The 14,107-nt window shown below is 40.3% G+C and carries 12 protein-coding genes; 4 read left to right on the top strand and 8 right to left on the bottom strand.

Annotated elements, in window-relative coordinates:
• Positions 1-1,776: BamA/TamA family outer membrane protein (locus DP117_RS05860; RefSeq protein ID WP_169217395.1), on the top strand; the 1,776-nt coding region annotated here is incomplete at its 5' end.
• A gap of 225 nt (positions 1,777-2,001) precedes the next feature.
• The gene (locus tag DP117_RS05865) at positions 2,002-3,690 is read left to right on the top strand and encodes a serine/threonine-protein kinase (protein WP_169217396.1); all 1,689 of its coding nucleotides are present in this window, start codon (positions 2,002-2,004) and stop codon (positions 3,688-3,690) included.
• A gap of 21 nt (positions 3,691-3,711) precedes the next feature.
• Here DP117_RS05865 and DP117_RS05870 read toward each other — a convergent pair whose 3' ends face one another.
• From DP117_RS05870 to DP117_RS36880, 5 genes are all read right to left on the bottom strand, one after another.
• The gene (locus DP117_RS05870) at positions 3,712-4,704 is read right to left on the bottom strand and encodes a GDSL-type esterase/lipase family protein (RefSeq protein ID WP_248277541.1); all 993 of its coding nucleotides are present in this window, start codon (positions 4,702-4,704) and stop codon (positions 3,712-3,714) included.
• Between the two features lie 871 nt (positions 4,705-5,575).
• Positions 5,576-6,487 carry a site-specific DNA-methyltransferase gene (locus DP117_RS05875; protein WP_169217473.1) on the bottom strand — a complete coding sequence of 304 codons (912 nt, stop codon included), beginning with the start codon at positions 6,485-6,487 and terminating at the stop codon, positions 5,576-5,578.
• Positions 6,488-6,882: 395 nt separating this feature from the next.
• Positions 6,883-7,323 carry a cyanase gene (gene cynS / locus DP117_RS05880; RefSeq protein WP_169217397.1) on the bottom strand — a complete coding sequence of 147 codons (441 nt, stop codon included), beginning with the start codon at positions 7,321-7,323 and terminating at the stop codon, positions 6,883-6,885.
• A 185-nt stretch (positions 7,324-7,508) separates the two neighbouring features.
• Positions 7,509-8,792: a serine hydroxymethyltransferase gene (gene glyA / locus DP117_RS05885; RefSeq protein ID WP_169217398.1), complete on the bottom strand. Its 1,284-nt coding sequence runs from the start codon at positions 8,790-8,792 to the stop codon at positions 7,509-7,511.
• A gap of 252 nt (positions 8,793-9,044) precedes the next feature.
• On the bottom strand, positions 9,045-9,176 hold the full coding sequence (locus DP117_RS36880; RefSeq protein ID WP_282440256.1) for a hypothetical protein: 132 nt from the start codon (positions 9,174-9,176) through the stop codon (positions 9,045-9,047).
• Positions 9,177-9,217: 41 nt separating this feature from the next.
• On the opposite strand from DP117_RS36880, the gene DP117_RS05890 reads away from it, so the two are divergent.
• Both DP117_RS05890 and DP117_RS05895 read left to right on the top strand, forming a co-directional pair.
• On the top strand, positions 9,218-9,838 hold the full coding sequence (locus tag DP117_RS05890) for a hypothetical protein (protein ID WP_169217399.1): 621 nt from the start codon (positions 9,218-9,220) through the stop codon (positions 9,836-9,838).
• A 143-nt stretch (positions 9,839-9,981) separates the two neighbouring features.
• Complete coding sequence (locus DP117_RS05895) at positions 9,982-10,413, top strand: nucleoside deaminase (protein WP_169217400.1); 432 nt, start codon at positions 9,982-9,984, stop codon at positions 10,411-10,413.
• 11 nt (positions 10,414-10,424) lie between these two features.
• Here DP117_RS05895 and rbsK read toward each other — a convergent pair whose 3' ends face one another.
• The 3 genes from rbsK to DP117_RS05910 all read right to left on the bottom strand — a co-directional run bounded on the left by rbsK (position 10,425) and on the right by DP117_RS05910 (position 13,645).
• A complete protein-coding gene (gene rbsK / locus DP117_RS05900; RefSeq protein ID WP_169217401.1) occupies positions 10,425-11,345 on the bottom strand; it encodes a ribokinase in 921 nt (306 codons plus the stop codon).
• A gap of 129 nt (positions 11,346-11,474) precedes the next feature.
• A complete protein-coding gene (locus DP117_RS05905; RefSeq protein WP_169217402.1) occupies positions 11,475-12,032 on the bottom strand; it encodes a sugar O-acetyltransferase in 558 nt (185 codons plus the stop codon).
• 287 nt (positions 12,033-12,319) lie between these two features.
• Entirely contained in the window at positions 12,320-13,645 is a 1,326-nt protein-coding gene (locus DP117_RS05910; protein ID WP_169217403.1) for a diguanylate cyclase, read from the bottom strand.
• Between the last annotated feature and the right edge of the window lie 462 nt (positions 13,646-14,107).

Genomic DNA, 14,107 nt, shown 5'->3' on the forward strand with positions numbered 1-14,107 from the left:
CCCCCATCCTCCCCAACCCCCTCATCTCCTCCTGCTACTGACAATAACTTAGTAGTCAGTGCGACAGAAGTTAAGATAGTAGGAGCAAATGAAGAATTGCAGCAAGTGATTCGCGGTGTGATCAAAACTCAAGTCGGTGGAGAAACTAGTCAAAGTCAGTTACAGCAAGATGTCGCAGCAATTTTGGAGACTGGTTTATTTACAAATGCTCGTGTCAATAGCCGCTCTACACCAACTGGCTTAAGTGTAGAATACCAAGTACAACCAGTCGTTGTGCGTTCTCTACAACTTTTAGGAGCAAAGGCGCTAACTTATCAAGTCGCCTGGGAACGTTTTCAACCTCAAGTCGGAAAAGCTATCAGTCCCAATGCTCTTAAAGAAGCAGTACAACAAATTAATAAATGGTACACTGACAAAGGTTATAAAGTTGCACGAGTTGTATCAATCAGACCCAGCACTGAAGGAATCCTAACTTTGAATGTTGCTGAAGGTATAGTCAATAATATCAAGTTTCGTTTTGTTAACGACGAAGGCAAAACAGTTGATAGCAAGGGTAAACCAGTAACAGGGCGTACAAAAACTGATTTCTTGCAGCAACAAATCAAGCTTAAGCCAGGACAAATCTATCAAGAAAATTTAGTCAGACAAGACTTACAGCAACTGTATAGAACAGGATTATTTCAGAACGTCAACATTGCTTTTGAAGGGGATGCAACCAAACTGGATGTGATTTACGAAGTCAAAGAAATAGGGGCGCGTTCTGTCAATTTGGGTGGGAATTATAACGCCGACCAAGGAATAGTTGCTACTTTATCTTACCGAGATCAAAATGTCGGTGGCGTTAACAATAATTTAGGTTTGAATCTTGAAGTCGGTCGTCGTGACTTTCAATTTGATAGTAAATTTACGAGTCCCTACCGGGAAACGAATCCAAGCGGCTTTGGTTATAGTGTGAATGCATTCCGCAAGCGAGGACTTTCTGACACTTTTGATGGTGACATCAAGTTGGCAAATGGCGATCGCGTTCGTGAAGCCCGAATTGGAGGAGGTGTGAGTTTAGAACGCCCAATAGATGGTTGGGATACTTCATTAGGATTTAACTATACTCGTGTCAGTCTTCGCGATCGCGACGGGACAATTGTCCGAACTGATGAAAAGGGAAATCCTCTGTCTTTTAGTGGAACTGGTATTGATGATCTGACAACTGTATCCTTAAGCGCCAGCAAAGACGAACGGGATAATCCTTTCAACCCAACTCAAGGTACTATTCTCAAACTCAGTACCGAACAATCGATTCCTATTGGGGAAGGACAAATTTCTATGAACCGCATCAAGGCAAATTATAGCCAATTTATGCCAGTGCAATTATTTGAGTCTAAAAAACCACAAGTCTTTGCCTTGAACGTCCAAGCTGGTACAGTTCTTGGTGATTTACCACCTTATGAAAGTTTTAACTTGGGCGGTCCCAATTCAGTTAGGGGTTACGATGGTGGTGATGTCGGTAGTGGTCGTAGTTATGTGTTAGCGTCGGCAGAATACCGCTTTCCTATTATCCAAGCATTAGGAGGTGTCGTGTTTACTGATTTTGCCTCAGACTTGGGTTCTGGTGAAAGTATATTGGGCAACCCTGGAGGAGTTCGTGGTAAACCTGGTACTGGTTTTGGTTATGGTGCCGGGGTGCGCTTTGATTCACCTTTAGGCTTAATTAGGGCTGACTTTGGGCTCAATGATCAAGGAGAAAGCCGACTTCATTTTGGTATTGGTCATCGCTTTTAAAAGTGCAGAGTTCACAGTCATGAGTATATGATGAGGAAAAACAAGAATGATCTGTGAGGTGAAATCCTTGAGAAATCTTTCATACCAGACTTGATTTGATATTACTCAAAATTCAGGTTAGACTCAAAACTTAAAATGGGAGCTTTCACAGTTTCCGCTTCTGTTTAGAAGAAAGCAGTACTAATATATTTACTTGACTTTGCACCTCAATACTCAGGATTGTCTATGCTAGCTGGTAAAACTTTGCAGGGTAGTAAATACACCATTGATCAAGAAATCGGTCGAGGTGGCTTTGGCGTTACGTTCAAAGCAACTCACCACTTCCTCAATCAGGTTGTGGTGATTAAAACTCTCAATGAAAAGCTGCGACAGCATCCTGATTTTGTAAAGTTTGAGCGCCAATTCCAGGATGAAGCAAGACGATTAGCAACTTGTATCCACCCCAATATAGTTAGAGTCAGCGACTTTTTTGTTGAAGACGGACTACCCTACATGGTGATGGAATATATCAGGGGTGAAACTTTAGCAGAGGCATATGTCTTACCAGGAAGACCTTTGCCAGAAGAGACAGCAATTCACTATATCCGTCAAGTCGGAGCAGCGTTGCAAGTCGTACATCAAAATGGGTTACTGCACAGGGATGTCAAACCAGAGAATATCATCCTTCGTCAAGGAACTCAAGAGGTGGTACTCATTGATTTTGGAATTGCGCGAGAATTTAACAATGGAGTCAAGCAAACTCACACGGGTATAGTTTCTGAGGGGTATTCCCCAATAGAACAGTATTTATCGCAAGCAACCCGCACCCCTGCAACTGATATTTATGGTTTATCAGCAACACTGTATGCATTGTTGACAGCACAAGTACCTATGCCCTCACTGCTACGCGATCGCGAGCAAATGCCAACTCCGCGCGAGTTACAACCTCATTTGAGTGCTGCTATCAATCAAGCTATCATGCGTGGTATGGCAATAGAGGCTCGCTTTCGTCCGCAAACAGTTGCAGAATGGTTGCTGTTGTTACCTGAAAATAAAGAAAGTGGTACACACAAATCAGTCGTTACAAAAGTCGTACCAACTATTGATTTATCTGCTCAACCATATCCAGATTTGCCAAAAGAAGTGGCGGCTGTCAGCGCGCCAACCTCAACACCTTCAAAGAATGTCAAATTCAACAAAATTATCTCGTCACCTAAGGTACTCATTGCTATGGGTATAGCCCTGATGGCTACAACAGGTGGTTTTGCTGTCACAAGTTTGTTGACTAAAACTCAGACACGCTCATTACCACAGCCTGTTGTCGAAAAGCCTGATGCTAAACCTGATGCTAAGCCTGATGCTAACGAGGAACAACCTGTAGTAAACCTCACACCATCGCCTTCAAGTAAAGAAACAAACACTCCACAGAAAGAGAACAAGACTTCGCCACAAGTTGAATCTGCACCGACTTCCACTTCAACACGGCGTAGGCGTATCCGTCGTGTATCAACTCAAGAAACTCGCGATCGCACTAATGTGACACAAGAATCCGATAGCAGCAATGTGACAAAAGAATCGCCTCGAACCTACTCCAGAAGATCCCGCTATCGTCGATACCAACAAGACTCTTATCAACAAGACTCTCAGGAAACTCCTCAGCCTCGTACAACTTCATCGCCGTCACTCACAGAACGACTCCGGGCAATCCGCGAATCTCGCAGAACATCCTCACCAGCTTCAAGAAATAACTCACCATCTTCTGTTGGCGCTTCTGACTCGTCACAACCAGCGAACCAATCAAATAACGCTCCTGTTATTATACCAGTACAGCCACCAACTGGAGAATCAAAGCAGTCTGATTCTCCTGATCTTGTCGTTCCCACAGAAGAAAAGAAATTAGAGAAGGAATTGGGAAATTCAATTGAGAAGAATTAATTCATCGTCAATAGTCAGAACTCAATATTCCAAAGTTTTTTCAAGATTGACTAATTCTTTCTCATGAACGTCATATTCTGATTCATCTAGTAGCGATCGCCATAAGTCATAACCTGCCTGACTCAAATGTAGTCCGTCTGTAGTCAATTCTATGCGCAAGTTATCTTTAACATCTGCAAACTTATCATAAAGATTTAAATAATAAGCTCCTTCTTGTCTAGCAATAAGGGAAAGTTGATGATTCAGGTGACGAATGCGAGTATTAGGGATTGCAGATAAACGAGTTGGTAAAATCGATTGAATAAAAATTATAGTTTTTGGATGAGTCTGTCGCAGCTTGCGAACAATTTGGCGGTGATTGCGTAGAATGATTTCATCTGCCGTACCCTTTCGCAAGTCATTAATTCCAGCCATAATATAAATAAAATTCGGTCTGGTTTTACTTAAAATCCATACTCTTTTTAAAATCCCACCGGAAGTATCTCCAGATATTCCTTGATTCAGCCACAATCTATCTACAGAAAAATTTTCTTGAGGAAACCACAAACTTAAAGAATCACCCAATAGAATTCCGAGACGATTCTCATCTTGACTTTGAGCCATTGCTTCAGCTTCCATCACTAACAAGCTTTTCCAATCCTCATATGTCAGTTGAGTTTTCGTCGTCGAAATTAACGATGACTTTGTACTGTTTTCCGGTGAACTTGGATATATCTGACCAGATTTCAGCGCAGCTAACCTGTCGTAGTAAAGTTGATTTCCTGATGTAATTTGATGAGAAACGAATTGAGTATTTGGATCTTGATACGATTCAATGGAATTTGACGACGACAAAGAGGGACTCAACTCTGGTGAAACGATTTCTGCACTATAAATTTTTTGGCTACTAATATTTGACTTGAAAGCATCTTTTAAATTTGAGATGAATTTACTATTTCCTGAGTTGACATTGGACAGATGTGCAAGAGCAAATGCTGGTATTACCAATCCTGTTAACAAACTTGCTGTCAACAAACAAAGGCTCTTCGTCTTTACATTTCTTCTTGGCACACTGCTTTTTATAATTGACAGCATTAATTCTTTGAATTCAGGAAAGTTTTTAGAGAATTGTTTCATTATTGTTCTCGATACCCGCATTTTTGTAAAGTCTAGTGAGATGGTATTTATCATCTCTTTAAATTTTTGACCTATTGCTTATGGCAGTTTTCAAGAAAAATGAAAACTGCTTAAATCAATGGAGGCTGCTTATCTGGGGAAAAGACTGCTTTCTATGAAGCGCTAAGAGCAATTAAAATGTCATGCTTCTACCCAGAGTATGAATTGAATTAAGCTTTACCGCCTCGTACCATAGTTAAATCCATTTACTCAAAATTTATACTGAAGTGTTCATCGTTTTTGAGTTCAGCCATATCATATAGGTGAGAGCCTTTTGAAATTGGAAATTCCAATCATAAAATATGATCACCTGTCAAGTCAATTATAAAAATGCAAGATTAGAGAAAGCATCCCAAATGTGCAGTTTGACTATCGTGCTGAGTGAAGCGTAAGCGCGCACGCCGGATATGTTCTCCTCAGCTTGACATGAGTGGTTTTTCTAGTTTGATGTGTGCATCTTATCAACGAGCGTGCTGCTGACTAAACTCCAGTCTAAGCTGTTGCGCTTATAAAATGCATTTTTTGACTTTGAATAAAACCGTCAAATGCTTTCTTTCAGTCTGTCACTCCCCATAGTGGACTTGTAAGTGTAGGGGGGACCACAAAAATAAAATACCAGCCGTCAGACCTAGATCCCTCGACACCAACCCGTTACCGTTAAACACGGCTGGTATTTTATTTCCAGGCAAATGCCGTAACAGCTTACTGTTCTGTGTCTTTGACGGTTCATTTAAATTTCTAAATCTTCAAATCTATATCGACTACCGATAATATAATTTTCATTGATTTCAAAAGCAATCCATCGGCGTTGTAAAATTTCTGCCACAAAACCCGTTGTGTTGGAACCCGCGAATGAATCTAAAACAACATCACCTTCATCAGTCAAAAATTTGATGAAAAATTCTGCAAAACCTTGAGGAAAACGTGCAGGATGAGGTTGAATTCCTGCTGCTTTACAACGCCGTAGATAAGCACTATTAGATTCTGTATTAGCAATTTCTAGTAAATTTGGTGGAATAGCACCCTGATTATCTTTTTGAAATTTATCAGAAATATCATGACCACTGGGGCGTACTTTTGCTTTATAGCCATTTTTCAGTAATTGTTTCATACTTTGGCTATAAGGCTTTAAAACTTTTCTATTGTCAGCTTTTGGGTGAGGTGTTTTAGACAACCACCAAACCATATTCACTGAATCTTTTACACGAATTCGCCTGATTGTCACCCATTCAGCAGGAGTTGGTAGTCGTGCTGGATTATAGTGATAAAATTCTTGAGCAAGAAAGAAGCCGACTTCTTTACACAACCTCACTAAAAGCTCGTATTGATAAATACTCCGCACTGGAGAACCTGGCAGATAAGCACCACCTAAATCTAAAACAAAAGAGCCATTATCTGTTAAAACTCTTTTAAATTCATAAGCAAAAGGCAGAAACCATTCTATATATTTTTCAGCACTTTCATTGCCATATTCTTTTTTACGTGTGAGCGCAAATGGAGGTGAGGTCAGAATTAAGTTAATGCTGTTATCCTCTATAAATGTCAGTAGTTGTAGGCTATCACCTAGATATGCTTTTCCATTTTTTTGAGAATAGTAAGGAGAAAAATCTAGTATTTTTTGTGGTATTTGTTGTTCGTGTATCAAGAGTTATAACGTTTTAGCAATACGATGATAGGTTTATTTTTATTTTAGGCGATACGCACAAGCTAAAGCCTCCGGCTTATCGCCCTTTAATTTCTGAGGGAGCATCGCCCTTTGAGGCGGGCGCTCTGCATTTATTTCCCTTAGACGACTCGCTCCAAAAGCATCGCTTCTGAGCTAAAACGTAATCACACTTTTCGGAAAATTAACTCATAACAAGAATTTGACTTTTAGCATTTAGGACTTACGCAAAAACTCTTTTAAACTCTCTTAACTTCGTGCTCTATGCCCTGCGGGCACGCTACGCTAATGCGTCCTACCCTGCGGGAAGCCGCTGCGCGTCTATGCGGTTTATTTTTTCATTATTTTGCGTAAGTCCTGGCATTGATGAAACATTACCACTTTTTGTATGGTAAAAATTTGCCAGACATAATCACTTTTACGCGATCGCCTTTAGGATCTTCTTCTTTTTGAATATTCAAGGTAAAGTCTATTGCACTCATAATTCCATCGCCAAACTTCTCGTGAATAACCGTTTTTATCGGCATTCCATAGACCTGCATAATTTCGTAGAAACGATAAATTAAGGGGTCAGTAGGAACAACAGGACCCAAACCTTTTACTGGGTAATCAGTTAATTCTTCAATAGAATTCGCATCAACTCCCAATGCTTCAACCAATAATTTCGCCTCTTCCTCAGAAGCACTAGCTTGACGGTAGAAAACAGATGCAATCCACACTTCGTCACGTCCCAAAACCTTTTCCAAATCAGCAAAGGTCAGTCCTTTTTCCTTTTTAGCAGCCAAAAGCTTTTGAGTAATTTCAGGGATGGACACTTGATAACTCCTGTAGTTATTTTCTTGATTTTGTAGAAAAGGTTTGTCGCTTTTTCACAGTTTATTATTGTCTCATAAGTTTGGCTTGGAAATTTGAAAATACCACTGCTCAAGAAAACATGAAAAAATTATGAGTTAGGAACTATTCATTAATAATTCCTAACTCATAACTCTGAACTACGATATTATGCTAAAGCTGGTACAGGAATCATGATGTGAGGGTACAAAGGAAAGCGATCGCACAACGCTTTGACTCGTCGCCGACAATCTTCAGCAATGTCTGGTGAATCTGGATTTAACAGACGATCTGCAATAATATTGCCAATCTCCGTAAATTCTTCGACTCCCAAGCCCCGCGTTGTCATTGCTGGAGAACCCAACCTCAAACCACTGGTCACAAATGGTGATTCTGGATCGAACGGTACTGTATTCTTGTTGGCAGTAATATTTACACCACTTACCAACTGATCTGCTTGCTTACCTGTCATACCAATAGTTCGTAAGTCTACTAGCATCAGATGATTGTCAGTGCCATTAGAGACTAACTTTAAACCTCGGTTTTGAAGTTGGGTAGCCAAGGCGCGAGCATTGTCAATCACCTGAGCAGAGTATGTTTTAAACTCTGGCTTGAGGGCTTCAGCGAAAGCAACAGCTTTAGCAGCAATCACGTGTTCTAATGGTCCACCTTGATTACCAGGGAAAACTGATTTATCCAGCTTTTTACCGAGTTCTGGGTCACGTGTTAAGATTAAGCCAGCCCTTGGACCACGTAAAGTTTTGTGTGTGGTTGTGGTGACAACATCACAATAAGGGATAGGGTCTGGATGCAGACCGCTAGCAACCAATCCGGCAATATGCGCAATATCTGCCAATAAGTAAGCACCGACTTCATCAGCGATACTGCGGAACTTTTCAAAATCAATAAAGCGGGAATATGCAGAATAACCGCAAATCAAGAGCTTTGGACGCTCCCTAAGCGCCAGCTCCCGAATTTGGTCGTAGTCTAGCTGTTCTGTTTCTTGGCTGACACCGTAGTGGCAAGCCTGGAACCACTTTCCAGAGACATTGACAGGTGAACCGTGGGTCAGGTGTCCCCCGTGAGACAAATCCATTCCCATGAATTTATCACCTGGTTCCAGCAACGTCAAAAACACTGCAAAATTTGCTTGTGCGCCAGAATGAGGTTGTACATTAGCATGAGCAGCACCAAACAACTGTTTAGCACGGTCAATTGCCAATTGTTCAATTTTGTCTATGAACTCACAGCCACCGTAGTAACGTTTACCGGGTAATCCTTCTGCATATTTGTTTGTCAGTACGGAACCTTGAGCCGCAAGAACAGCAGCAGAAGTGAAGTTTTCACTTGCAATCAATTCCAAGTGATCACGTTGACGCTGTAGTTCTTGGTTGATTAACTCCGCGACAGCAGGGTCGCTAGAGGTGAGAAAATCTGAGTTAGTCAGAGTCACTTGAGCTATCCTTATGGAAACTTGCACAACAGTCGGTAACTGTCTGAAGGCATGAGTCTATAGTCTAAGAGTTGTTGACTAATGACTCATAACTCATGACATTTATTTATCCCGACTTACTTAATTATTGAATGTTAGCCCAAGAAATGGTTATCAAAACTTTGATATTTTTACCTATTTCAACAAGAAGGCTCACATCCTACCGGGAGGGAGTGAAGCGCGTTTGCGCAGCGCCTCCGAACGGGGCTAGCGTTAACGAAGTGGATCGTAGGTCGCCGTAGACTGGGAGTGAGTCAAGCTTTCAATCGCCTGTGTCGGGTTTTTCATGATGATTTGTTGCTCAAAGTTTTTTAAAAACCGGGCTTTCGCTAAAGCACTGCTCATCTATCCGTGATATAAGAAAAATGTCATGTGCAACTTAGCGTATGTCAATTCTTGACTCCAATCAAAGTTATACTTTCAGCCGATACTTTGAGCTTGGTTTTGAAGCGAGCGAACTCGCTCAAGAATTTGGCTATAGTTTAACTCGAAAAATGCTCAATTTACCCCAGTTTTCTGATGAACTTGACCGTTTGGGAGAATTGCGCGATCGCCTTGAGGAAGTATTACCATTTGTACCGTTGACTAACGAACTCGCAAGACGAGAAATTCTCATCTCGCGGGTGGTGACGGAGTTAATCCATTACACACAGGCGGAATTACGAATTGAATATACTTTGAAGGTTTCTAATTGGCTTCAGGGCAATTTAGATTATTTACTCAGAGCAAATTCTGTTAATCAACTCTTAGTCATTGAGGCGAAATATGAGGATTTAACGCGAGGTTTTACGCAGTTAGTCGCCGAATTGGTAGCACTCGATCAGTGGGACAGAGCCACTACAGTTGACCAACAGCCAATTTTCATTGGTGTTATTTCTACAGGCACAATATGGCAATTTGCTAGGCTCGACCGCAACACAAAGCATTTTGAACAGGGGATAAATAGCTATCGAGTTCCTGAAGATTTAGAGCAAGTCATGCGAATTTTAGTAGCAGCTTTGAAATAAAATCATCAAAGAAGCACCAAGAGTGTCACGTTATTACTTTTCACTCTCCTCTAATTTATGAGTCGCGTAAAAACGTTGCACTGCAATGTCTTTACAAATGTCAATCTTCCAAATAAATACCACTATCAGGAACTGTTTTGAGTATGGATGAGTTTATGCAAGCTGCGATCGCACAAGCAAAAAAAGGTAGACTTGAAGGTGGAATTCCCATCGGTTCTGTTCTCGTCAAAGATGGCGAGATTATCGGTAAAGGACACAACAAGCGCGTGCAAGATTCCGATCCAGTCACCCACGCCGAAATCGATTGCCTTCGCAATGCTGGTAGAATCGGCAGCTACAGGGGGACAACACTTTATTCAACTTTAATGCCGTGTTATCTATGCGCTGGGGCGGTTGTACAATTTGGGATTAAAAAAGTCATCGCTGGAGAATCAAGAACTTTCCCAGGTGCCAAAGAATTTATGGTATCCCACGGCGTGGAAGTTATTGATCTTAATCTGAATGAATGCGAACAAATGATGAGCGAGTTTATTGAAGAAAAGCCCGAACTGTGGAACGAGGATATTGGTAAATAATCAAGCAGTTGCTAAACTTTTTCCTTAAGAAACGCATCAAACGTCATCCTCTGGGGAAGTGAAGGTTGCGCCCCTAATTTGGTTGCAGCTAAAGCGCCTGCTGCTGCACCCCAAACCACCGCTTGACGCAAAGAAAGTCCCTCACAAAGCGCCGCAGCCAAACCCCCATTAAACGCATCGCCTGCAGCAGTTGTGTCAACCGTATGAACTGGAAACGCTGGTATAAAAAAGCTGGCTTCGGATGTGGCACACAGAGCACCTTTGGCTCCCAGTTTCACAATGACATTTTTCACACCTCGTTGTCGTAACACCTGGGTTGCCTTTGTTGCTGACTCTTCTCCATCTACAGGAAAACCCACCAGTTGTCCTGCTTCTACCTCATTTGGTGTGATAATATCTACCAAAGGGTAAAGTTCATCTGGCACATCCTTCTGCGCAGGCGCTGGGTCAAGAATGACTGTAACTCCAGCTTTTTGTGCAGCTTTGGCAGCCCAAACAACCGTAGCCATAGGGATTTCAAATTGTAAAAGTAGCGCCTTAGCTGTTGGTAATAAATGTGATAATCGTTCCACATCTTGTTGATTGACATGTCCATTCGCACCAGGAACGACAATAATTTGATTTTCACCCTTCACATCTACAATAATGATGGCAACACCAGAACTAACAGTTTCATCTACAAACACGTTATCTGTTTGGACACCTGAAGATTGGAGACTGTTGACAAGTTCTGCACCAAAACTGTCTGCGCCTACGCGTCCTACAATATACGTTGAAACTCCCAATCGTGCTGATGCGACTGCTTGATTAGCACCTTTACCGCCTGGTGCTTGCAAAAAACTTTGTCCTAGCAGCGTTTCTCCTGCAACTGGTAAGCGGGGTGCTGTTGCTACTAAATCTATGTTAATGCTGCCAAAGACGATTATGGTCATAAATTGCTTAAGTCAAATGACTAGTGTGCATCAACAAAGGCGATCGCCCGACTGTTATTTATTCTCCCACAAGTTGAATCGGAAGACGGCGTCATCGATTGTGATACCTTCACGCGATGTGCTAAAAAATTACAATTCCCGAATCACTCTACATGGATTACCAACAGCAACAACATTTGCAGGTATATTTTTAACAACGATACTACCAGCACCAATGGTCGTATTCTCACCAATTGTGACACCTGGACAAATAATTGCACCGCCACCAATCCAGACATTATTACCAATGCTAATTGGCGCAGCAAATTCTCTACCAGAAAGGCGAATTTCTGGATCTGTTGGGTGAGATGCCGTGTACATTTGAACGTAAGGACCACACAATACATTGTCACCAATATGAACTGTATTGCAGTCTAAAATGACACAGCCAAAATTCATATACAATCCGTCACCGGCATAAATATTTTTACCATAATCACACTGAAAAGGTGGAAAAATCTTAGGGTTTTGTCCTACTTGACCAAATAATTTCTGTAAGATTTGTGTTCGCTGCTCTAGTTGTTCTTCGGTTGTAGAGTTATACATTCTCAATAAATGAAGTGCAAACTGTTTTTCAGTAATTAATTCCATATCGGTAGAAAAATACAGTTTGCCTGCCAGCATTTTTTGTTTTTCTGTTTCTTGCATAATCAATTATTTTTCCTTGAGATAATGAGCGGATTTGATTCTCATGAATATCCAAAAATGGGAAGAAATGGTTTCATAATTATTAGATGATTAATCAGGTTAACAAATTAACGAGTTAATTTGACTAATATAGAAGAACTTACCTATGACTCAAAGAAGATATATGATTCATTCTATATTTTTCTTTTTGTCTTCACTGAAAAGAAATCAAACTCTCCTTTTTAATTATACAAAGACTAGTTTTCAATATCTGTGCTTGCCTAGAGTCGGTCACAGACTTGTACTTGCTATTTATGAACATGTCTAGTCGTATCATATGACTTTTGAGAATCAAAGACAACATAACGAGCTTTCCCCTGTTGTTTTGCATCATACATAGCGATATCAGCATCCCGTAGCAGATTTTCTGGTTTTTCATAACTACTACAATTTAAAGCAATACCAATGCTGGCTGAAATGCATATTTGATGTTCATTCACGTAAATTGGTAAATCCAAGCTTTCTTGAATACGTTTAGCAACGTTTGTCGTATCGGAAATATCTTTTATATCTTTAATGAGAATAGCAAACTCATCACCACCAAATCGTGCAACTGTATCGCCACTGCGTAAGCATAATTCTAAACGTCGAGCAATCTCTATCAACAAATTATCACCGACAGTATGTCCAAAGCTATCGTTAATTGTTTTAAAACCATCCACATCCAAAAACAAGACAGCATAGCGGTCATTTTTTCGTCTTTTTCCACGCTCAAACACTTGGCTTAGTCTCTCAAATAATAAAACTCTATTGGGCAGTCCTGTAAGTGCATCGTAAAAAGCATTCCGAAAAAGTTTTGCTTCTGTTTGTTTACGTTGCGTGATGTCTTGAAAAACTAAAACTGTCCCGATAAGATTAGCCTCATCATCATAGATAGGTGCAATACTTCCCCCAATTTGGATTTCTCCACCATCTTTAGCAATTAATGTTAAGGTTTCTGGTAAATTCAAAACGACACCCGTCTCTATAGTTTGTTGCGCCAAATCTTTGATAATTACTCCTGTATCTTTGTCAACTAATCTTAATATTTCTGTTAAACTTTTCCTAACCGCTTCATCTTGCTTCCATGCTGTGAGTGCTTCTGCTACTGGATTCATCATATAAATACAACCACAGGTATCTGTGATCATCACTGCACAGCCCATACTTTTTAGAACTGCTATCCACTTTTGCATTTCTCTTTGTAACTTCCTTTTTGTTTGGTGCTTATAAAGAGTCATTTCAATAGCAATATATAAGTCTTGCTCAGCGACTGGTTTAGTAATGTAGCTAAAAGGTTCTGTTAATTGATTTTGAGCTATATTTTTTACTTCTGAGCAATTTTCTGTTAAATATAAAACTGGAACTTGAAAATTATTCATAATAAGATCTCCAACCTCTACACCATCAATTCTTTCTGAAAAACAAATATCAACTAAGACTATATTTGGATTAATCTCTTCCATTCTTTTGATCGCATCCTCTCCAGAGTTAGTGATTTCGGGAACAGAATAACCTAGGTTGTGCAATGTCTTTTTTAGATCTAATGCTAGTTTGTTTTCTTTCTCAACTACTAATATTTTTGGATTAGACATTTGAAATATTCCTATGAATAGGGTTATATTTTTTCATGTTATGGATAATCCTCAAAACCACTGTATTTTAATCTCGAATACTTAGAGAATATTTGGAAACTATTGGACGAATAGAATTCGCTACTACACAAACAAAGCTCACCTCTGTGACCTAAACCTAAAACTAGTACAGCGCGACCCAAATAAAGCTACCATTAAGAATTACCAAAAAGCTTATGTTATAAGTCTTTTGACTTACTCGGTAGCGGTACTAGGCTTTTCAAAGCTACTGGTTAAGGTTTTATTTGTCTAGCCGCAACTTACACTCATCGAGTTGAGTATAAAATCAGACTTTTTAAACATCCTCTTAAGCACATAGCGCGTCAAATAAATCTCCACACGAGCGTAGTTTCACTGTGAGCGTAGTCGGTTATTTGTTTTAATAAACCTGGAGATTTATTTTTATGGATCTCCCTTAGGAAG

The organism is Brasilonema sp. UFV-L1 (assembly GCF_012912105.1).
GTDB lineage: Bacteria > Cyanobacteriota > Cyanobacteriia > Cyanobacteriales > Nostocaceae > Brasilonema.